Below are 20,655 nucleotides of genomic sequence, written 5' to 3'. Positions count from 1 at the left end.
AGTTCCCACTCCACTCCTCGACCTACAACCGCTGCGGACTCTACCAACGCAGGGCTCCCAGGGGTGCCAGGAACGACGCGCGCCCGGGACGGAAGGGGCCTGAGAGGAGGGAATTATTCTGAGGAGTTGAACAAAGAATCTGCTGAGGGTGTGTCGGTTGTTGACAGGTGGGGTGGCTGAAGCCTGAGCGATTGGTTAAGGTTTCCGGCACCGGGGGGCTTGACGGATACGCATCTCTATTCGAGGAGCCCAGCAGCATGGCCCAGTTCCACCCACGTCCGCAGCCCACCCCGCCGAGCAGACGCCGCCTCACCGCACTGGTGGTGGCGACGCTCCTCGGCCTCACCGCCGTCCTCACGACGGTCCTGCCTGCCCAGGCGGCGACCGCGGTCCCGTCGTCGGTCAAGGTCGCCGCGAGCGGCACCACGACGCTCGACGTGTCGTGGAAGGCCGTCTCCGGGGCTCCCCGCTACCGCGTGCAGTACTCGACCAAGAGCTCCATGAGCAAGGCGAAGTACAAGCGGGTCACGGGCACGAAGACCGGGCTGACCGGGCTGAAGGCGGGCCAGGCCTACTACGTGAAGGTCCGCGTCATCACGGCCGACGGGGCCAACCTGAGCCCGTACTCCAAGGCCGTCAAGGCGACCACCAAGAAGGGGTACGCCGCGCCCAGCGGGCTCGCGCGGACCAGCGTCAAGGCCTCCAGCGTCGCGCTGACGTGGGGCAGCCGCGGGTCGGGCGTGCGCTACCGGGTGCAGTGGGCGGACGACGCCGCGATGTCGGGCGCCTCGTACAAGCGGTTCACGGGCACGTCCGGGACCATCTCCGGGCTGAAGGCGGCGACGCCCTACTGGTTCAAGGTGCGCGTCATCAACAGCGACGGCGACAACCTGAGCCCCTACTCCGCCGCGGTCAAGGTCACGACGGCCCGGGCGACCACCGCGCAGCCCACGCCGACGCCGACCTCGCGCCAGCTGCGGCTCGGCACGTTCAACATCAAGTGCTTCAACTGCAAGGCCGACGCCCCGAACGAGCGCTCGTGGTGGGACCGCCGGGCCGACGTCGTGCGGGACGTCAAGTCCCAGCGGCTCGACGTCCTGGGGATCCAGGAGGCGAGCCAGGCGTGGCTGCCGGCCAAGGAGGGCGGCAAGGGTCAGGACCTGAGCCAGTTCGAGGACCTGCGCAACCGGCTGGGCGGCGACTGGCGCCTGGCGAACGCGAACCGCAACAACTGCGTGAAGGCCAAGACCCCGACGAAGTGCGTCTACAAGGACCAGGGCGCGTCGAAGGGCACGAAGATCCTCTACGACCGCGGGCAGGTCACGCTGGTCAAGCAGGGCTCCAAGCTGCTGCCCAGCCCGGAGGACGACCGCTACATGGCGTGGGCGATCTTCACCCAGCGCAGCACCGGCAAGAAGTTCTTCTTCGCCACCGCGCACCTCGAGCCCGACAGCAACTGGAACCTGCACGTCAGCGAGGCGAAGGCGCTGGCCAAGGAGGTCGCCAAGCGCAACACGTCGCACCTGCCGACCTTCATCACGGGCGACATGAACGCGCACAAGAACACGCTGAACCCGTCCGGGGTGAAGGACAACCCGGTGTGGGACGTGTTCGTGGACCAGTACGGCTACGTCGAGCCGCTGGGCAACCGCTCGGGCTCGACGACCACCACTCCGGGCGCGACGGTCGAGAAGCGGATCAACACCCCGCTGAGCAGCTTCAACGACTTCAAGCCGCTCCCGAGCCCTAACTACTACGGCCGCCGCCCCAACGGCACCTACATCGACTACATCTTCACGTCGAAGAAGGTCCGGGTCCTCGAGTGGGAGAACGTCGCCCACCTGACCGCCAGCCACGCGTACGTCGGCAAGCAGGCCTCCGACCACAACCTCCAGCGGGCGACGGTGGTCCTGCCCTAGCGCGGTGACCAAGAACGCCCCCTGAGCTTGTCGAAGGGCCCCGAAGGGGTTGGCGTGAACCGCTGACGCCCCCTGAGCTTGTCGAAGGGCCCCGAAGGGGTTGGCCTCTGAGGTCCACCCCTTCGACGAGCTCAGGGAGCGACACCGTCAGCACGACCGCCTGGCATCCGATCGAGACAGCGCGGGCAGGTCCGCCAGTCGTCCTTCGATCAGGGCCACGCGTTTCGCCCGCCGCCAGCCCTTGACCTGGCGTTCGAGCTCCGCCGCGTCGTCCATCCGCTCGGTCTCGAGCGCCCAGACGAGCTCGACGGGCAGCCGGGTCGCCGTGTAGCCGGCGACGGCTCCTGAGCCGTGCTCGCCCAGCCGCTGCTCGAGGTTGCGCGTGCTGCCGACGTACAACGAGTCGTCCGAGCAGCGCAGGAGGTAGACGTACGGCACGGCGGCAGCATCGCGCTGGTCGGACGTGTCGGCCGCTCGGTCTGCCTCGCCTATGGACGGTCGAGCGCATCAGGACGTGGCTGTGGATCAGCGGACGCCAACCCCTTCGGGGCCCTTCGACAGGTTCAGGGGGCTTAGGTCGCGGCGCCAACCTCTTCGGGGCCCTTCGACAGGCTCAGGGGGCGTTCTGCAAGTCCCCTTACTTGCGGATCGCGAGCAGGCGGCGGACGACGCGTTCCGCGGAACGGCCGTCGTCGTGGTGGTTGAACCGCTCGACCCAGGCGTCGTAGAGGGTCGCGTAGCGCTCGCCGGCGCGGTCGAGGTCGAGGACGGCGGCGGTGACCTCCTCCTGGGTGGAGAGCACGGGGCCGGGCGCCACCTCGGAGAGGTCGAAGTAGACCCCGCGCAGCGAGTCGCGGTAGTCGTCCATGTCCGGGACGTAGAAGATCATCGGCCGCCGGGTCACGGAGTAGTCGAACATCACCGACGAGTAGTCGGTGATCATCGCGTCCGCGGCCAGGAACAGGTCGGTGACCTCGGGGTAGGTCGTCACGTCGATCACGCCGGGCAGGTCGTCGAGGCTCGCGCCGAACTTGACCGTCCGCGAGTGCCCGCGCAGCAGGATGACGTAGTCCTCGCCGAGGTCGGCGCTGAGCCGCTCGAGGTCGAGGAACGTCACCATCGAGGTCATGTTCTCGCGCCACGTGGGCGCGTAGAGCACGGCGGTCTGCCCGGGGCGGATGCCCAGCCGCTCACGGATCGCCGCGCCGTCGCCGGCGTACGGGCTGCCCGGGGTGAGCGGGTCGTTGCGCGGGTAGCCCTCCTCGAACAGCGTGCGGTGCCAGTCGTACGCCGACTCCAGGATGACGCTGCTGTGGTGGTTCTGCGAGAGCAGGACGTCCCACTTCGACTGCTCGAGACGGATCGTCTCGATCTTGGACCTCGGCTGGCCCGACCGGTCCAGCCCGATGCGCTTGAGCATCGAGCCGTGCCACGTCTGCAGCACCACCTGGAACGGCTGCGGCGAGAAGGTGCGGCGCAGCCAGTCGTTCGCGACCACGTAGCGCGACGTCGCCCGCGCGTGCCACCACTCCCGCGTGCCGCGCACCACCGTGATGGCCCCCTCGGGGACCGGCACGGACGCGTCGACGACGCCCCAGAACCGCGTGAGCTGGGGGTAGCGCGCCGCGATCTCGCGGTCGATGGCGTACGGGTTGCAGGTCGCGGCCCGGCCGTAGAAGCTCTCGAGGTAGATGGCGTTGCGCGGGCTCCACGTCGTGCGCCTGTAGAGCCGCTCGAGCCGGCGCTGCTGGAACGACCCGACCTCGTCGTCGCGGCGCGGCGGGGACACGTTGAACCGCACGGAACGCCCGCCACCGGACTGCAGCCGCAGCCGGAACCCCTCGAGGTGGTGCAGCTCCGGCGTCCGGCGCGTGATCGCGGGGACGTTGGAGACGGGCAGGACGACGCCGTCGGGCGTCCGGGCCCGGAGCACGTAGCCGCCGACGCGCGGCGGCAGCGGCTGACGTCCCCAGACGGAGGCGAGCAGCGGGGCCCAGCCCTCCCACGTGCCCTGGCCGCGGCTGGTCTCGACGAACGTCGCCTCCACCGGCAGCGTCTGGCGCGCCCCGGTGAAGACCAGCGTCGGCCGGTCGCCCTCGGCGACGTCCTCGCCGAGGACCCACCGCCCCCGGAACCGCAGCCCCGGCGGCCGCTCGTCGACCGTGACCTCGTCGACCAGCACCCGGCCGGGAGCGTCGACGAGGGACAGCACGCCGTTGCCGTACGCGGTGCAGATCAGGGTCGAGCCCGGCGTGAGCACCGGCGCCGCGTCGTCCAGCGCGGTCGACACGCGGACCTCGGTGCCGTCGTCGAGGTGCGCGTAGAGGTCGCGCTCGAGCGAGAGCGCCTGCTCGCCGTCGACGACGCCCGGCCGGGTGCGCGGGACCAGGCCGGTGACGCGCGTCAGCGGCCGGCCCGCGTCGTCGTGGCCCTCGGGCGTGCAGGTCAGCTCCGTGCGCTCCTGCCGGTCGCCGTCCTCGTCGGTGCGTAGCGACGCTCCCGTGAGGGTGCGGCCGTCGGTCGTGACGAGGGCGGTGAAGGTGCGGCCGTCCACCTCGGCGGACCGGGCGAGCGCGGCCGGGCGCTGGCGGCGCAGGGTCAGGCCCCGCCCGCCGGCCCAGCGCGCGACGAGCTGGACGTCGTCCGGCTGCGTCGAGGCGAAGAGGTGCCGCACGGAGCCCAGCCGGTAGCGGGAGGTGAAGGTGCCGGTGCGGTCGCGGCCCGCGCCGACCACCCGGACGTGCGCGACCCACGGCCCGTCGCCGCCCGCGGCCAGCAGCGGGGCGAGGTCGAGGGTGGCCGTGAAGGCGGTGTTGCCGTAGTCGTGCTCGCTCGCCGGCGGCGCCGCGGCGTTCACCTCCGGGTCGTAGCGGTGGACCACCTCGGCGTTCATCCGGCGGCCGTCACGCTCCAGCCAGACGCGCGTCTCCGGCGGGCCGTCGAGGTGGCCGTAGCCGCGCTCGTACGCCCAGCCGCCGATCTCGAAGGTGGTCGGGCCGGTCCAGCGGGCGGTGCGCAGGTGCGCGACCCAGCCGAGCTGCTTGCCGGTCAGCCGCGTCCCGACGGCGCGCGCGACGGCCCGGCTCTGCCGGTAGCCGCCCGCGACGTACGGGTTGCTCGAGCGTGACGCCTCGAGCAGGGCCTTGCGCAGGCGCTCGCGCGCCAGCCGTCGGGCCCGGGCGAGGTCGGGGGTCCGCGCCCTCACCGCAGGACGGTGGCGTCGGCCCGCGCCGCCTCGATGATGGCGGCGATGGTGATCGACTCGGACGACCGCAGCTTGAACGACTCCGGGGTCTCGTTGCGGATCAGCCAGGCGAACTCGGCCACCTCGTAGCGCAGGCCGTCGCCGTCGAACTTGTAGTAGTACTTCTTGTTGTCGCCCGGGTCCTCGAAGCGCGCCTCGAAGTACTCCGTCTTCCACCACGGGGCGGGGACGTAGATGTAGCCGTTCGTGCCGGCGACGACCAGGTCGCCCTCGGCCTTGACACCCAGGCCGACGCGGGCGGTGCCCAGCGCGTGGGGGAAGGTCAGGTCGACGCGCGAGAAGGTGTCGACCTCGCTGCCCTCCGGCCGCAGCGACGAGCTGGTGACGTCGGTGTAGCCGGTGCCCAGCAGCTTGACGATCGCGACCAGGGGATAGCTGGCGAGCTCGGAGATGGAGCCGCCATCCGGGGCCTCGAGCTCGCGGCCGGACGTGACCAGCTTGGTGAACGTCGCGTCCACCGACCGCACCTGACCGATGGAGCCGCTGCGCGCCACCGCGACCATCCGCTGGAAGCCGGGCGCGAACGCGGTCTTGATCGCCTCGAGCAGCACGACCTGGTGCTGCTCGGCGAGGGCGTACAGCTCCTGGGCCTCGGCCTTGGTCAGCGCCAGCGGCTTCTCGCAGAGCACGTGCTTGCCGGCGGCCATCGCCTGCCGGGCGAGCTCGCCGTGGGTGCCGTGCGGGGTGGCGATGTAGACGGCGTCGACCTCGGCCAGCAGCTCGGCGACGGTCTCGGCCACCACCCGCAGCTCGTGGACGTCGGCGAACTTCTGGGCGCTCGCCACCTGCCGGCTCCAGACGCCCTCGACGTTCACGCCGGAGACGAAGCGCACCTCCTCGACCATCCGGTTCGCGATGCGCCCGGACCCCAGGACGCCGATCCGCAGGATCCCGGTCTCGTCGCGCAGCTGCGTCGAGGAGACGCCCTTGGTGCGGTCGAGGTAGACGACCTTGCAGTAGTCGTTGAGGTAGTCGAACTTGCCCAGCCAGTCCGAGCCGATCGCGAAGATGTCGATCTCGTAGCGCTGGATGTCGTTGATCTTCTGGCCTTCGTACTCCTCGATGATCACCTCGTCGGCGAGGCCGCTCTTCTGCACGTTCTGGATCCGCTGCATGAGCGACTGCGACACGTTGAGCTTGCCGCGCGTGCTGTCGTAGTTCTCCGTCGTCACCGCGACGATCAGGTGGTCCCCGAGCGCCTTCGCGCGCTCCAGGAGACGGACGTGACCCTCGTGGAAGAGGTCGAAGGTCCCGTAGGTGATGACCCGTGTGGACATGATCTCCTCCCGGCCGGGCCGCTGCTCTCCGGCGGTGTCGGGACGTCGGGAAGAAGGTGGAGAGCGTGCCCGGACGGCGGCGAGTCTAGGGCATGCCGCGGCCCGTCCGACGGCGCGACGTGCCCGGCCCGTCGCCTCGGATGGGCGGGGGAGCGCGGCCCCGGCGATACGCTGCGGCGGTGCTGAAGTCCCGGGCCAGGCAGGCCGTCCGTCGAGCGAGGCGCGTGTGGGACGCGGCCTCCGGCTCGAGCAGCCCCGCGCCCAGGCCGGCCGTGGTGAAGGCGCCCAGCGCGCCGCCGCGGGCGCCGGACGTGGCCCCCCGGCTCGACCCCCTCCCGGCGCTGCGGCCGCTGCCCGACGCGAAGTACGTCTTCGTCGTCGGCGCGATCCCGCGCAACTTCGGCGGCCGGACCGCGTCGATCCTGCACAAGTGCCGGCTGCTCAAGGAGCTCGGCGGCGTCGACTCCGTGATCGTCACCCTCAACTACTCCTCCGAGGTCGACGACATCGCCGCGGACCTGCGCCGGCGCGGCCTGCTGGTCGACGGGGTGGAGATCGTCAACCTGCACGACTACTTCGACGAGCAGTCGGTCGGCGTCGCGGACCCCGTCGAGCACCCGGTCGACGAGCCCGGCATGCCCTGGATCCGCGACCCGGACCAGGAGGTCTACCGCTACTACGACGCGCTGGGCGTCTACCGGCTCTACCAGCGCTTCGACCACGCCGGCCGGCTGATCGTGCGGGACTGGTTCAACGAGAACCGCGGGCGCACCCGGCGCGACGAGTTCAACGACAACGGGACCGTCCGCCGCACGACCTACATGGACCTGCACCACAACAAGCCGCGCCAGGAGATCTTCTACCGGGCCGACGGCACCCCGTACATGAACAAGTGGCTGCGGGTCGACCCGGTGTCGCGGACCAGCAGCGTCGAGCGGATCACCATGCTCGACGAGCGGGGCGCGCCGTACGAGGTCCTCAACAGCAACGTCGAGCTGATCCAGTCCTACCTCGACCGGCTGATCGGCGACGACCACACCTTCCTGACCGTGGAGTCGCGCCGGTCGGACGGGGAGACCCTCACCTACGTGCGGCCGAACGTGAAGCACGTCTACGTGCTGCACAACCCGCACATCGCGCCGCCCTTCGACGACCTCTCGGCGGTCCGGCCCTCCTACCGCCCGATGCTCGACACCCGCGACCGCCACGGCGCCGTCGTGTTCCTCACCAACGCGCAGCGCGCGGACGCCGAGGTCGTCTACGGCGAGCAGGCGAACTTCGCGGTCATCCCGCACCCGGTGGCGCCCGTGCCGCAGGTCCCGTTCGAGGACCGCGACCCGAACCTCGTGGTGATGCTCGCGCGCCTCGACAGCCAGAAGCGGATCCCGCACGCGATCGCCGCGTTCGGGCACGTGGTCAAGGTCCTGCCGCAGGCGCGGCTCGAGATCTACGGGCAGGGTCCCGAGGCCGAGGCGCTCCAGCAGCTCATCGACGAGCAGGGGCTGCGCGACAACGTCACCCTCGCCGGCTACACGAAGGACCCGGCGGGGGTCTACGAGCGGGCGTCCTGCTCGCTGCTCACCAGCCGCTTCGAGGGCTTCGGCCTGGTGCTGCTCGAGAGCCTCAGCCACGGCTGCCCGGTGGTGAGCTACGACGTGAAGTACGGTCCCGCCGACATCGTGGCCGACGGCGTGAACGGCTTCCTGGTCGGCTCCGCGATGCAGCAGCAGATGGCCCGCCGCGTCGTCGAGCTGCTCACCGACGAGAACCTCCGCCGCCGGCTGAGCGAGAACGCGGCCCGCCCGCGGCGCGAGTTCAGCGAGGAGTCCTTCGTCGCCCGCTGGTCCGAGCTCTTCCACACCCTCGACGACCAGGGCTGGGGCGACACCGCGTCGGCCTGACGCGTACGGGGTCCGCTCCCCTCGACGAGCTCAGGGGGCGTGCGCCCGCCCGTTGAACCAGATCAGGGGCGTGCCTGCTGGAGAAACGCCCCCTGAGCCTGTCGAAGGGCCCGGAACGGGTCGGCGCTTCTCTCCCCGACGGCGGCGGTCAGTCGTGACCGGGTGCGCCGCTCTCCTTGTTCTTGTGCCACAGGCCGAACACGGTGCCGGCCACGGCGAGGAGGAGCACGACGCCACCGACGATCCAGGGGGCGCCGCCACTGCCGCCGTCGGCCTCCGGGGTCGCGCTGGGCGGGTCCGCGGTCGTCTCCGAGGGGTCGTCGCTCGGCTCGTCGCTGGCTGCGCCGGTCGGGGCGTCCACCGTGGCGGGGGGATCCGTCGGCGGGGGCGGGTCGGAGGACGGCGCCTGGGACGTCACCTCGATGCCCGGGGTGTTGTCGCCCGACGAGGGCGGGTCGGGCGCCTCGGAACCGTTCGGGTTCGTGCCGGCCAGGACCGCGGGCTCGTCGTCCTCGCCGGACCAGGAGCGGTCGGGGAGGTCGGTGAAGCTGCCGCTGCCGTACGCGAACTGGTAGGCGCCGCCCTCCGGCTCGCCGTCGCGCCCGTCAACGCGGTAGTGCACGGTGTAGGTGCCCCGCTCGAGGTCGTCGGTCAGCTGGCTGGTGACGTTCGTGCCCTCGACGATCAGCGGGCCGCTCGTGACGTTGTCGCCGCCCGGCCCGATCACGACCACCTTGGCGACGCTGGGGTCCACGTCCCGCTCGAAGGCCAGGGTCACGGCGCCGGGCGCCTGCGACACCTTCTGCTTCGACCGCGGCTCCGAGGCGACGGGGGTGACCGCCTCGGCGGGGGCCGGCAGCGCGGCGAGCGCGGCGCCCAGCAGCAGGGCGAGGAGCAGCGCGAGCGGCAGCGCCAGGGCGGGTCCGAGACGCAGGGCGCGGGCCGACGTCGGACGGGAGCTGTGCTCGACGACGTCGGTGCGACGGTGCGTCACGTGGTCCTCCCGAGGCTGGTTGCGGGCCCGGCCGGGCGCCGCGGGTGCGGTCGCGACCAGTCCTCCGGGCGGAAAATCATTGTATGGTTCGGTGCGTCGCTCCCCCCGTCACGGCGCGCGGGTGCGACGGTTGGGCATCGCCGTCGACGTCTCGACGTGAGCGGTGCAGGTGACGCGGGGCTGAGCTGTCGGAGGGTTTTTCAGGGTGTCGATCCGAGCGTGGCGGTCCGTCCGTCCCAGAGGTGCGGCGCGGCTGCGCCTGGTGGTCCTGCTGAGCGCCCTGGCGGTGACCTTCGGCCTGGTCGTGGGCCCGGCGAGCGCCATCACCGTCGACCGTGACGGCAACGGGAACATCGCCCTGCCGAGCGGCGACAGCTGCCCCACGATCGCCACGCCGGCGCCGTACGAGGCCTGGTACAACATCGCCGACATGGAGCGTCGCGGCTTCGTGAACCCCGACGACAGCCGCCCCTGGGACTACTACAAGTACGTCTCGCAGATCATCTGCGGCGCCGCGAAGAACTCCGAGATCAAGATCGGCATGTTCTTCATCCGGGCGCTCGGCACGATCGACGGCACCGCCCAGGGCGACCGGCCCGAGTCCGACCCCGAGGTCGTCTACAACGCGCTCGACTGGGTCAAGAAGAACCGCAACGTGTCCGTGGGCCTCGTGCTCGACGGCGGCTCGATCATGCCGGGCGGCGAGAAGACCAAGGTCTCGAAGCGCCTGCAGGACATCGCGTCGGTCTACTACTGCAGCAACGGCTGCTTCAACGTGAACAAGGCCAAGGTCTGGCCGTACGCGATCAACCACGAGAAGTTCCTGTCGATCTCGGACACGACCTGGGCGAACTCCGGTGACGGCACGCACCCGGCGATCCTGTCGATGTCGGGGAACTTCGCCCGGTCGCAGCTGCGGAACTACCACCAAGAGACCACGCTGATCTACGACGACCACAAGATGTTCGACATGTTCGACGCCCGCTACGACGCGATGAAGTACTGCGCGACGAAGGGCTGCTCGTCGGCCTCGGGCTTCCCCGCGTCGATGAAGCTGACCAAGCAGCGCGGCATCTGGGTCGACCCGATCTACCGGCACTACACCGACGCCGGCCGGGGCACGACGGTGTCGTTCACGCCGGCGACGCAGGACGCCCGCGACTTCTACGTGCAGCAGTTCGACGACGTCGACTGCACCGTGGACAAGAACATCCGGATCGCGATGTTCAAGCTGACCGACGCGAAGGCCGAGCAGATGGTCAACTCGCTGACCCGGCTGCGCAAGCGCGGCTGCGACATCTCGATGCTGCTGACCTTCCAGGGCGGCAGCACCACGATCTCGCCGGGAGTGGTCAAGGCCCTCAAGAAGGCCGACATCCCGACCCGCTGCACCACGGTCGCCATGCACACCAAGCTGATCCTCATCGGCCCGGAGCACAGCAACCTCGGTCGCGTCCTGACCGGCACCCAGAACATGTCGGTCGCCGGGCTCCGCTACAACGAGGAGCACGTCATCACGATGGACACGCGGGCGGCCTCGGCGAAGTACCTCGAGCCGATGCGACGGGTCTACAGCCAGTACATGAACGGCTGGTACGAGCTGTCGAAGGACACCCGCTCCTGCAGCTGACCTGCAGCCGGCACGGTCGTCGGGCCGCCGCTCCGTCCTCATCGGACGGGCGGCGGCCCTCGCCGTCTCAGGGGTGACCGCCCTCCCCGCCCGGGTCCTCGCTGTACTCGCCTGCGCGCTGGGCGTCCAGCGTCGTGATGTCCTCGTTGGCGGCCACGGTGCCACCGGCGTCCTTGGCCTCGCGGATGGCCTCCCCGGCCTGCTCCAGGGCGGTTCCGCCGTCCTCGGTCCTGGTCGGGTCCTCCGTGCTCGTGTCGGGCCGGGTCGCCTCCGCCTCGCTGGTCTCGGACTGGTTCGTCTCGGGCAGGTCGCTCATCGCAGCAGTCTGCCGGTGCCGCGCACGGCCGCGCCGGGCGCCCCTACACTCGCCGCCGGAGGTGGTCGTCGGTGAGCCAGGACGCGTCGCAGGCGCGCGGTGCGGGCGCGGGCCGAGCCGTGCGGGACGACGACGCGGACCCGGACGACGGCCGCGACGAGACCGTGAACCAGCGGATGGACCGCAACTGGGTCGAGCTGCTCCAGGAGCTGCGCGTGACCCAGACCGGGACGCAGATCCTCACCGGCTTCCTGCTCGCGGTCGCCTTCCAGCAGAAGTTCGACGATCTCACCGCCGGGCAGCACCGGCTCTACCTCGGGCTCATCGTGACCGCGGTCCTCACCACCGCGCTGGCGCTCGCGCCGGTCAACGTGCACCGCGCCCTGTTCCGTCGCCACGCCAAGGTGCGGCTCGTGACCGTGTCCGACGTGCTGCTGCGGATCGTGCTGCTGGGCGTCGCGCTCGTCCTGGCCGGCACGGTCGTCCTGATCTTCGACGTCGTGGCCGGCCGGGGTGCCGCCGTCGGCGCCGCTGCGGGCGCGCTGGTCGTCCTCGTCGCGCTCGGCCTCCTGCCCCGGCTCGTCCGGGCCCGCGACCGCCGGGCCTGACCCCGGGTCCCTACGCTCGGGTGGTGCTCCGCGCCGACCTCCTCGCCGGACCCGCCGAGCGGGTGGCGCCGCTGCTGCTCGGGGCGGTGCTGCGGCACGACGAGGTGGCCGTCGAGGTGACCGAGGTCGAGGCGTACGCCGGCCCGCGCGACCCGGCGTCCCACGCCTTCCGGGGGCCGACCCCGCGCAACGAGGTGATGTTCGGTCCGCCCGGGCACCTCTACCTCTACTTCTCCTACGGCATGCACTGGGCCGCGAACGTCGTCTGCGGGCCCGACGGCACCGCGGGCGGGTGCCTGGTGCGCTCCGGCCGCGTCGTGGACGGGCTGGAGATCGCGCGGGAGCGGCGGCACGGGGCGCCCGAGCGGGACCTCGCCCGCGGACCGGGCCGCCTCACCCAGGCGCTCGGGCTGTCCCGCGAGCACCGCGGGACCGACCTCTTCGCCGGCGGCCCGGTCCGCCTCGAGGAGGGCGAGGAGGTGCCCGCGGCGGACGTCGCCCGTGGCCCCCGGGTCGGGGTGTCGCAGGCGGCCGACGTGCCGTGGCGCTTCTGGGTGGCCGGCAGCCGCTACGTGTCCGCGTACAAGCGCAGCCCCCGAGCGCCGGCCGCCCTCTAGGGCCCTGTCGGGCCCGGCCTCAGCCGGCGGGGCTCGGCGTCGTGGCGGCCGCCTCCTCGGGCTCCGCGTCGGGGTCGTCGAGCGGCTCGAGCGCGGCGAGGATCGTCGGGAAGAACTCCGAGACCGTCGGGTGGATGGGCAGGGCGTCGCGGACGGTGGTGTAGGGCACCCCGGCCTGCATGGCGACGCCGACCACCTGCACGACGTCGTCCGCCTGGAGCCCGAGGATCGTCGCGCCCACGATCTCCTCGGTGTCGACGTCGACGAGCACCCGCATGACGCCGGTCTCCTCGCTCTCCAGGCGGGCCCGGCTCACGCTGGACATGGCGATCTCGCCCTTCTGGATGTTCCGGCCGGACTCGCGCGCCTGCTGGGTGGTCCAGCCGACGCGACCCAGCGGCGGGTCGGTGAACATCGCGTACGTCGTCACCCGGCCGGCGACCGTGCGCGGCGGGTGCAGGTAGATGTCGCCGTCCTGGTACGAGGTGTGGGTGAAGGCGCCGCGGCCGTTCATGTCGCCGAGGGCGACGACGCCGGGGACCGAGCTGCCGTAGCGCTCGTCGGTGGTGACGAAGCCGCGCTCGTCCATCGCCAGGCCGGTGTCGGGGCCGAGCAGGTCGGTGTTCGAGCGGCGTCCGGTCGCGACCAGCACGTGGCTCCCGGTGACCGTGCCCACCTCGGGCACCTCCACCGCGACCCCGGACCCGTCCCGGCGCACGCTGCTGGGGCGGCCGCTGACGATCGTGATCCCCTCGCTCTCGAACAGGTCGGCCAGGATCTGCTGGACGTCCGGGTCCTCGCGCGCCGCGATCCCGCCGCCGGCGATGATCGTCACCTCCGAGCCGAAGCGCCGGAACATCTGCCCGAACTCGAGGCCGATGTAGCCGCCGCCCACGATCACCAGGTGCTCGGGCAGCTCGGTCAGCGCCAGCAGCTCGATCTCGGTCAGGTAGGGCACGGTGTCGAGACCCTCGATCTGGGGGATCGCGGCGCGGGTGCCGACGTTGAGGAAGACCTCGGACGTCGTCAGTTCCTGCTCGCCCTCGTCCGTGGTCACGAGGACCCGGTGCTCCCGGCCCTCCGGGTCGCCGACGAGGGTGGCCCGCCCGTGGACGTAGTCGATGCCCTCGGTGGTGTCCAGGGAGTGCTGCAGCGAGGCCCGCATGCCGTCGATGAGGGTGTGCACCCGGCCGATCGCCTGGCCGTAGTCCACCCGCACCTCGCCGACGTGCACGCCGAACTCGGCCGCACGCCGCGCGGAGTGCGCCACCACGGCGCTGGCCCGCAGCGCCTTGGTCGGGCGGCACCCGTGGTTGAGGCACGTGCCCCCCGGCTGCGCCATCTCGACGACCGCGACCCGCTTGCCCTGCCCGGCGTAGGTGAAGGCCACGCTCGGCCCGGCCTGCCCCGCCCCGATCACCACTGCGTCGTACCGCGTCACCTGTCGTTCTCCCGTCCTGTCCTCGCCCGGCCACCCGGACGCGACCACGCTAGGCCGTCGCCGATTGGGCAGGGCCCCCACCTTGTGCCTAGACTCCGCCACTTCGCAGGTCACGATCAGATCACGACGCCCGGAGGAACTCTTGTCACGACCCCGTCCCCGCCGGGCGCTGCGTCCGTCGGCCGCGGTCCGCGTGGCCCGCGTCGCCGTCCCCGTCGCCCTGGTCGGCCTGGCCACCAGCGGTGTGGTGGCCTTCGCGGTGCCCGGTCAGGACGCGACGTCGGCCGTGCCCGCCGCGACGACGAGCGCGCCGGTCGAGCCCGTGGTGCGCGAGCAGCCCGTGAGCCGCGACGTCGTGCGTACGCCCAGCCCGACGCCCGTGGCCACCCCCACCCCGACCGCCTCCCCGGCACCCGCGAAGGCGGCCCCGGCCAAGGCGGCACCCAAGGCGAAGCCGAAGAAGCCCAGCGCCGACGACCTCGCCGAGGACGCGAAGGCGTCGACGACGCTGTGGGCGACGGACGCGCTGAACATCCGCACGGACCCCTCGAAGAAGTCGGACGTCGTCGCCGAGGTCGCCGCCGGCACCAAGCTGGGCGCCACCTCCACGGTGCGCGACGGCTTCCGCCTGGTGGTCTTCAAGGGCGAGGGCCGCTGGGTCAGCGCCGGCTACGTCTCCAAGAAGAAGCCCGACCCGGCGACCACGGGCGGGGTGACGGACGCGGCCTGCGGCAAGGGCTCGTCGATGGAGAGCGGGCTCACCCCGGACGCGGTCCTCGTGCACCGCACGCTCTGCGCCCGCTTCCCGCAGGTGACCTCGTTCGGCGGGACGCGCGGCGGCGGGGGCTTCCACGCCACCGGCCAGGCCGTGGACTGCATGATCTCGGACTCGAAGGTCGGGTGGGAGATGGCCCGCTGGGTCCGGGCGCACGCGTCCGAGCTCGGGGTCAGCGAGGTCATCTACTCGCAGAAGATCTGGACCGTGCAGCGCGGCCGCGAGGGCTGGCGCTCGATGTCGGACCGCGGGTCCGCCACGGCCAACCACTACGACCACGTGCACGTCTCGGTCTACGGCAACCGCGCGCGCTGATCGCGCGCCCCGTGCACGGGGTGCCGGGGCCGTCATCCCGGAGCAGCCAGGCTGCTACGGACCGCGCCCAGCGGCATCCGTGCCGGGGTCGGGTCCGAAGTCTGGATGAGCCGTGCAGAGCTGCCGGCTCACTCCGACGGCCGCTTGTGGCGGCTCCGCACCAGACTTAGGGTTTGCCCATGATGGACACGTACCAGGTGGTGCTCGGCGCCCTGGCCGTCGTCATCATGGTCCTCGTACCGATCGGCTGCGTCCTGCTGTGGGACCTGCTGGCCGGTCGGTGGGACGAGAGCATCACGCACTTCCGTGAGCGCCAGATCAACGCCGCCGAGCACCGTCGGACCCTCAAGGCGCTGCGCCGGATCCACGGTGCCCCCCTCGAGCGGCTCGCCGCCGACCTCCGCCGCCTGCGCGAGGTCATCCGGGCCGACGCGCACCGTTCCGCGGCGCAGCAGCTCGGCAACCGTCTGGCGTACGACCAGGTCCTCATGCAGGCCTGCTCCATGCTCGAGATCGAGCACGAGCTCCGCGACGAGACGACCGGCATGGAGCGCGACATCGAGCGCCTCCGCGTCGAGGCCGAGCTCGAGCGGGCCGGCGTCACGGTCACCGACCGTGACTTCGGTCAGGCCGCCTGACCTCCTGCCGCACCACCCGTTCCCACCCGCCCCGCCCTGCCTGAGGGTGTGACAGCCGCCTCTCGTGCGGCGTTCAGCGGGTCCTGAGCCGTTCTTGAGGCGGCAATACTTCAGGGTTCAATCTTTCGTTGCTCCTGAGCGAACCGGGGCGCCGGCCCTGAGCGATCGCCGAGGTGGCCTGGGCAGAGTTCATCTCACCAGCCCAGAGGGGCCGGGGAGCAGGCGGGGGCTGGCTCGTACGACCTCGACCACTCGTCAGGAGCCCCCGATGATCGTCTTCGCCTCGACGCTGCGGACCACCCGCCGTCCGCGCAGGGTCCCGTCCGTCGCCTCGCTGGTCCGCGCGCTCGGCACCGTGCGCATCTCCGACCAGCCCTCCGCCGGCTCGTGCCCCGCTCCGACCGCCCTGCCCACGCAGGGTTCGGTGGTCCCGCTCCACGGCCTCCGGCACCGCTCCGGGCCTTCCCGCTCCAGCTGAGCGCACCGCACCACCACGCAGGACCCAGACGCCCGGGAGCGTCGGCCGTACACCCGTCGGGGGAGTGTGGCCGGCCTCACCGGGGCTCGACGCCGGACGTGGGGACGTCCGGCAGGTGACCGGAGGGGGGACCGGGAGCCGTGCAAGGGGGACGACGGACGTGGGGACGTCCGTCGGAGCAGGAAGCTTGAGGGGCGGAGGGGACGCTCGTCAAGAGGTGGCCGGCTGGTCCGGGCCACCGCACGGGGAACCGCAGGTCGTCGGGGGTCGACCGCGGTGACGAGGGCCCGCACCGGCGCTGGGGGCAGCAGCCGGGGCGGGCCCTCGTTCGTCGTCCGGGCTCCTTCGGGGGCTACATCTGAAGCCATGCTGGAAAGTTCGGGGGAAATCCCCCTCTTGAGGCGTTGCGTCGGGCAGGATGAGACCGCCCCGACGAGCGCGCCCTGTCGGGGGGCGCCCGCTCCCTCTCGGAGCGCAGTGCCGCCGGGGCGGCACCACATGAACCAGCACCGCCACGACCCTCACAGGTCGTGGCGGTGCTGCGTCGTGCGCCCGGACGCCCCCCGTCGGGGAGGTCGTGGGGTCCTCGGAATAAAGCCTCCCCAGGAGCGTTGATCTGGTACAGTTCGATATCGAAGGCTTTCGAGCCCAAGACGACCACATCAAAGTTTCATCCGGAAGGAAGCAAGACCATGACTAGCCTCGGCCAGGCCATCCGTCGCCACCGTGAGACCACCCGTCGGGAGCGCGAGCTCGCTCGTGCGTTCCGTTCGGCGTCGGGCTCCGACATGCGGACCGAGCTGGAGCACCTCGCCAACTACTCCGACCTGCGCTGACGCGCCCGGGCCGGTGACGGCTCGATGACGACCAGGGCTTCCCTCTTCGGAGGGGAGCCCTTCGTCGTCCTCTTGGGTGGTGCGGCGCCGGCTCCGAGTTGCGGCGGGTCGTACAGGCCGGTCCTGCCGCGAGCGCACTGACCACGGAAGTCTGCTGCTCTGCACGGCAGATCTGCTGTGGTCAGTACCGGACTTTCACGTAAACGTGAAAGTCCTGAGGCGCAAGGGGACGCGCAGCCACCACGGGCCGCGAGTCCTTCCGCCGCCCCCACTGACCACGGAAGTTTGCTGCTCTGCACGGCAGATCTGCCGTGGTCAGTACCGGGGTTTCACGTAAACGTGAAAGTCCTGAGGCGCGAGGGGCGAGCGCCGGGTACCGCGAGCGGCGGTGGCGTGGGCTACAGCGCGCCGGTCGTCCAGAGGAGCCCGCTACCGCCGGCGAGGCGGGCGGCGAAGGCGACGGCCTGGGCGTCGGTGAGGCCGCTGACGAAGTCGGCGATGCCGCGGCCGCGGGCCATCCGGGCGAGGTCGGCGTCGGTGGTGCGGTCGTCGAGCTGGTCGGGGTGGTCGCGGACGAGCCGCTCGTAGCCGTACGCGGCCGCGTTCACCAGGTCGACGAGCCGCCTCGGCGCGCGGGAGGCGTCGGTCGGGTCCGAGAGCCACTCGTCGAACCCGGTGACCAGCTGCTCGATCGTGCGTTCCTGCCCGCGCTGCAGCATCGCGAGGTCGGGCCGGTCGAGGATGAAGTAGGAGTTCACGAACTTCAGCACCTGGACCTCGTGCCAGGCCCGCGTGGTCATCCGCACGTAGCCGGAGCGCACGGGCGGGTCGGGGTCCGGGCTCACGGACGTGACGAGGTGGTCGATCCAGCGGGACGTGAAGCCGGAGATGGCGCGGTCGCTGACCATCGACCCGTCGTACGGGACGGCGAGCACCCCGTCGACGAACTCGTCGCCGACCGAGGCGACCGCGGCGGCGAAGGTCGCCTCGTCGAAGGTCCAGGCGTCCCGGCTCCGCAGCCGGCGGCGCAGGCGTTCGAGGCCGGCGCCCGGGGTCCGGCCCATCTGCGTGAGGCGCGGCTCGTCCAGCGCCGTGAACGTGTCCAGCTCGGACTCCCACGAGCGGAACTCGCTCGACACCGGCGAGAACTGCAGCACCCCGGACCGGTGGAAGTCCTCCACGTCGTGCAGGGAGTAGGCGATGTCGTCGGCCAGGTCCATCACCGAGCACTCGAGCGTCTGACGCCCCGGCGGCAGGTGCGGGAAGGCGGCCAGCGCGTCCCGCATCTCCGGCAGGTCGATCAGGTAGGTGGAGAACTTCGCCGCGCCGGTCCCGCTGCGGCCGTGGCCGGCGCCGCGGGGCGGGACGGGCCAGCCGGTCGGGTGCGGCTCGGGCCAGTGGTTCCGCGCCCAGGGGTACTTGAGGACGGCCGCCCGGACGGCGGCGGTGAGGTTCAGGCCCTCGTCGCCCGGTCCGTGCACCTCGAGCTCGGTCAGGATCCGGAACGTCTGGGCGTTGCCCTCGAAGCCGTCGGCCAGCCCGAACCGCTCGCGGGCGAGGCGGTCGAGCGCGCGTTCGCCGAGGTGCCCGAAGGGCGGGTGGCCGAGGTCGTGCGCGTTCGCCGCCGCCTGGACGACGACGTGGTCGAGCCCGCCGAGCTCCCGCAGCAGCTCGCGGTCCTCGCTGCGCAGCAGCCGCACCGCGATCGCCCGGGCGACGGCCGTGACCTTGATGGTGTGGGTCAGGCGGTTGTGGACCACGCCGTTCGTCGCCCCGGCGCTGACCACCTGGGTGACCTCGGCCAGGCGCGAGAAGGACTGCGCGAAGCGGATCCGTTCCAGGTCCGTGCGGAACTCCGACTCGCCCGGCGCGTACGGGCGCTCCGACTCCGGACGTGCACGCGCCAGTCGCGGGTCCATGGGTTCACCGTAGATGTCGCGGGCCGGGCGCCCCGATGAGCCCGGGCCGCACCGGCGGTCCACCGTGCATGAGCGACACGAGCACGCCGACCTACGAGGTCCGGCACCGGGCGGCCCAGCACGCCGTGACCGTCACCCGGACGGTCACGATGACGACGATGAACGAGGTCGTGGACGAGATCCCGCCGCTGGTCGACTGGCTGGCCGCGCGGGGCCAGGCGCCGTCCGGCCCCGCCTTCCTGCGCTACCTCGTCATCGACATGGCTGCCGACATGGTCGTCCAGGCGGGGGTCCCGGTCGCGGTCCCGGTGCCGGGCGACGGGCACGTCGAGCCGGACGTGCTGCCGGCGGGCGACTACCTGACGACCGTCCACGTCGGTCCGTACGACGAGCTCGAGGCGGTGACCGGCGACCTGCTCGACCACGCGGCCGCCGAGGGGCTCCGCTTCGACGCGCACCCGTCCGACGCCGGGGACGTGTGGACCAGCCGGCTCGAGTGGTACGAGACCAACCCGGTCGAGGAGCCGGACCCCGCGCGCTGGGTGACGCGCCTGGAGTTCAGGTTGGCCGATGGCTGACGCCCGCCGGCGCTACGGGGCGAGCTCCTGCTGCAGGGCGCGCCACGTGGCGTAGCTCAGCCTGCCGGTCGCCTCGAGGTCGTGGTCGCGCTGCCAGGCCTTCATCTTCTTGACCGTGGCGGCGGAGTAGGTGCCGGTCTGCTTGGCCCCGATCGCCTTCTGCACGGCCTTCACCCCGCCGAACCGGCTGCCGAGCTTCATCGACCGGCCCGAGTAGGTGACGATCGTCTTCAGCGTCTTGGACGCGCCCTTCGGGGCGGTCACCTTGCCGACCCGGGGGCACGGCACCGGGTTGGGCTCGCTGTAGCCGTACGCCCAGCTCATGTCCGCCGGCCGGCAGCGCCCGTAGTCGGTGGGGGCGACGGCGCCGGTCCAGTAGGAGGTGCGGCCCATGGCGCCCGCCCACGACAGCGACAGGTGCATGTGGTTGCGGTGGCAGGCCGCGTCGAGCGACTTCGCCTGCTTCTTCTTCGCCTCGCAGCCGTTGTACTCGCGCCACCCGTCGCCGGTCCGGTAGGCGCCCCAGATCCGGTTGTCCCAGATCACGTACATGACGCCGAGCCGGCGGGCGTTGGCGTACGGGCGGCCCTGCTCGTCGGCGGCGAAGAGCCAGTCGATGACGGCCTGGGCCTGCTTCTTCTCCTTGGCCTTGCGCACGCTGTTCATCCAGTCGACGGCCCGCCCGTCGTGGTGCTCGCTGTTCGGCGACGCCGGGCAGGAGCGGGCGCCGCCGAACGAGGTGCCCGGGTAGGTCGCGACGAGCAGCTTGCCGAGCCGGTCGGTCCCGGGCCGCGTGGTCGGCGTGCAGGAGTTCGCGGGGACGTACGCGGCGAGGTCCTCGATCCCTCCGGGCACCTGCGCCGCACCCGGTGGCCGCGGCGTGGCCGAGGCGGTGTCGGACCGGGTGCAGGCGGGCAGCACCAGGGCGAGCGCGAGGACGAGCAGGACGGCGCCCAGGGCGGCTCGTGCGGGACGGGAGGTGCGGGCGGTCGCGACCACGGTGTCGGCTCCTCGGTCGAGGTCGCGCGGGCGACCAGGTGGTTCCCCGGTCGGAGAAGCGTAGGCGGGCCAGCCGCACGCCGCTGCCCCTTCGCCGCTGCCCTTCGATGCAGCCCCGCTGTCGTTCCGCGCCCCGCACCCCGCCGAGC

General features: G+C 71.9%; 18 protein-coding genes. 10 read left to right on the top strand and 8 right to left on the bottom strand.

All coding sequences use genetic code 11. The features are described from left to right. The first annotated feature begins 257 nt into the window (after positions 1–257). Positions 258–1,919, top strand: a complete 1,662-nt coding sequence (locus ABD665_RS10120) for a fibronectin type III domain-containing protein (protein ID WP_204910770.1) — start codon at positions 258–260, stop codon at positions 1,917–1,919. A 147-nt stretch (positions 1,920–2,066) separates the two neighbouring features. Here ABD665_RS10120 and ABD665_RS10115 read toward each other — a convergent pair whose 3' ends face one another. The 3 genes from ABD665_RS10115 to ABD665_RS10105 all read right to left on the bottom strand — a co-directional run bounded on the left by ABD665_RS10115 (position 2,067) and on the right by ABD665_RS10105 (position 6,461). Continuing rightward, a complete protein-coding gene (locus tag ABD665_RS10115; RefSeq protein ID WP_204910771.1) occupies positions 2,067–2,357 on the bottom strand; it encodes a GIY-YIG nuclease family protein in 291 nt (96 codons plus the stop codon). 199 nt (positions 2,358–2,556) lie between these two features. Then, positions 2,557–5,124, bottom strand: coding sequence for a CDP-glycerol glycerophosphotransferase family protein (locus tag ABD665_RS10110; protein ID WP_204910772.1), 2,568 nt, complete (start codon positions 5,122–5,124; stop codon positions 2,557–2,559). After that, positions 5,121–6,461, bottom strand: coding sequence for a Gfo/Idh/MocA family oxidoreductase (locus ABD665_RS10105; RefSeq protein ID WP_204910773.1), 1,341 nt, complete (start codon positions 6,459–6,461; stop codon positions 5,121–5,123). Before ABD665_RS10105 ends, ABD665_RS10110 begins: the two co-directional genes overlap by 4 nt. 179 nt (positions 6,462–6,640) lie before the next feature. Here ABD665_RS10105 and ABD665_RS10100 point away from each other — a divergent pair, with 179 nt between their 5' ends. Continuing rightward, a complete protein-coding gene (locus tag ABD665_RS10100) occupies positions 6,641–8,362 on the top strand; it encodes a glycosyltransferase (RefSeq protein ID WP_204910774.1) in 1,722 nt (573 codons plus the stop codon). Positions 8,363–8,510: 148 nt separating this feature from the next. On the opposite strand, the gene ABD665_RS10095 is transcribed toward ABD665_RS10100, so the two are convergent. Further along, the gene (locus ABD665_RS10095; protein WP_204910775.1) at positions 8,511–9,356 is read right to left on the bottom strand and encodes a copper resistance protein CopC; all 846 of its coding nucleotides are present in this window, start codon (positions 9,354–9,356) and stop codon (positions 8,511–8,513) included. Positions 9,357–9,561: 205 nt separating this feature from the next. On the opposite strand from ABD665_RS10095, the gene ABD665_RS10090 reads away from it, so the two are divergent. Further along, positions 9,562–10,986 (top strand): phospholipase D-like domain-containing protein, encoded by a 1,425-nt coding sequence (locus ABD665_RS10090; RefSeq protein ID WP_204910776.1) that lies wholly within the window; start codon positions 9,562–9,564, stop codon positions 10,984–10,986. Positions 10,987–11,053: 67 nt separating this feature from the next. Here the strand turns inward: ABD665_RS10090 and ABD665_RS10085 are convergent, their stop codons facing one another. Further along, complete coding sequence (locus ABD665_RS10085; protein ID WP_204910777.1) at positions 11,054–11,302, bottom strand: hypothetical protein; 249 nt, start codon at positions 11,300–11,302, stop codon at positions 11,054–11,056. A gap of 71 nt (positions 11,303–11,373) precedes the next feature. Here ABD665_RS10085 and ABD665_RS10080 point away from each other — a divergent pair, with 71 nt between their 5' ends. Beyond that, positions 11,374–11,910 carry a DUF6328 family protein gene (locus ABD665_RS10080; RefSeq protein WP_344742162.1) on the top strand — a complete coding sequence of 179 codons (537 nt, stop codon included), beginning with the start codon at positions 11,374–11,376 and terminating at the stop codon, positions 11,908–11,910. 23 nt (positions 11,911–11,933) lie between these two features. Then, positions 11,934–12,527: a DNA-3-methyladenine glycosylase gene (locus ABD665_RS10075; protein WP_344742160.1), complete on the top strand. Its 594-nt coding sequence runs from the start codon at positions 11,934–11,936 to the stop codon at positions 12,525–12,527. A gap of 19 nt (positions 12,528–12,546) precedes the next feature. Here ABD665_RS10075 and ABD665_RS10070 read toward each other — a convergent pair whose 3' ends face one another. Next, entirely contained in the window at positions 12,547–13,968 is a 1,422-nt protein-coding gene (locus ABD665_RS10070; RefSeq protein ID WP_204910779.1) for an FAD-dependent oxidoreductase, read from the bottom strand. Positions 13,969–14,110: 142 nt separating this feature from the next. Between ABD665_RS10070 and ABD665_RS10065 the strand changes: the two genes are divergently transcribed. The 4 genes from ABD665_RS10065 to ABD665_RS10050 all read left to right on the top strand — a co-directional run bounded on the left by ABD665_RS10065 (position 14,111) and on the right by ABD665_RS10050 (position 17,010). Beyond that, positions 14,111–15,058, top strand: coding sequence for a VldE C-terminal domain-containing protein (locus tag ABD665_RS10065; protein WP_204910780.1), 948 nt, complete (start codon positions 14,111–14,113; stop codon positions 15,056–15,058). A gap of 179 nt (positions 15,059–15,237) precedes the next feature. After that, positions 15,238–15,696, top strand: a complete 459-nt coding sequence (locus ABD665_RS10060) for a hypothetical protein (RefSeq protein ID WP_204910781.1) — start codon at positions 15,238–15,240, stop codon at positions 15,694–15,696. Positions 15,697–15,964: 268 nt separating this feature from the next. Next, the gene (locus tag ABD665_RS10055; protein ID WP_204910782.1) at positions 15,965–16,174 is read left to right on the top strand and encodes a hypothetical protein; all 210 of its coding nucleotides are present in this window, start codon (positions 15,965–15,967) and stop codon (positions 16,172–16,174) included. Between the two features lie 692 nt (positions 16,175–16,866). Next, positions 16,867–17,010 carry a hypothetical protein gene (locus ABD665_RS10050; protein WP_204910783.1) on the top strand — a complete coding sequence of 48 codons (144 nt, stop codon included), beginning with the start codon at positions 16,867–16,869 and terminating at the stop codon, positions 17,008–17,010. A 398-nt stretch (positions 17,011–17,408) separates the two neighbouring features. Here ABD665_RS10050 and ABD665_RS10045 read toward each other — a convergent pair whose 3' ends face one another. Beyond that, positions 17,409–18,929, bottom strand: a complete 1,521-nt coding sequence (locus ABD665_RS10045; RefSeq protein WP_204910784.1) for a dGTP triphosphohydrolase — start codon at positions 18,927–18,929, stop codon at positions 17,409–17,411. Between the two features lie 68 nt (positions 18,930–18,997). Here ABD665_RS10045 and ABD665_RS10040 point away from each other — a divergent pair, with 68 nt between their 5' ends. Further along, complete coding sequence (locus ABD665_RS10040; protein ID WP_204910785.1) at positions 18,998–19,507, top strand: GyrI-like domain-containing protein; 510 nt, start codon at positions 18,998–19,000, stop codon at positions 19,505–19,507. A gap of 12 nt (positions 19,508–19,519) precedes the next feature. On the opposite strand, the gene ABD665_RS10035 is transcribed toward ABD665_RS10040, so the two are convergent. Beyond that, positions 19,520–20,506 (bottom strand): VldE C-terminal domain-containing protein, encoded by a 987-nt coding sequence (locus ABD665_RS10035; protein ID WP_204910786.1) that lies wholly within the window; start codon positions 20,504–20,506, stop codon positions 19,520–19,522. Positions 20,507–20,655: the final 149 nt, after the last annotated feature.

The organism is Microlunatus spumicola, from assembly GCF_039536445.1.
GTDB lineage: Bacteria > Actinomycetota > Actinomycetes > Propionibacteriales > Propionibacteriaceae > Microlunatus > Microlunatus spumicola.
This window is presented reverse-complemented; position numbering and strand designations above follow the sequence as displayed.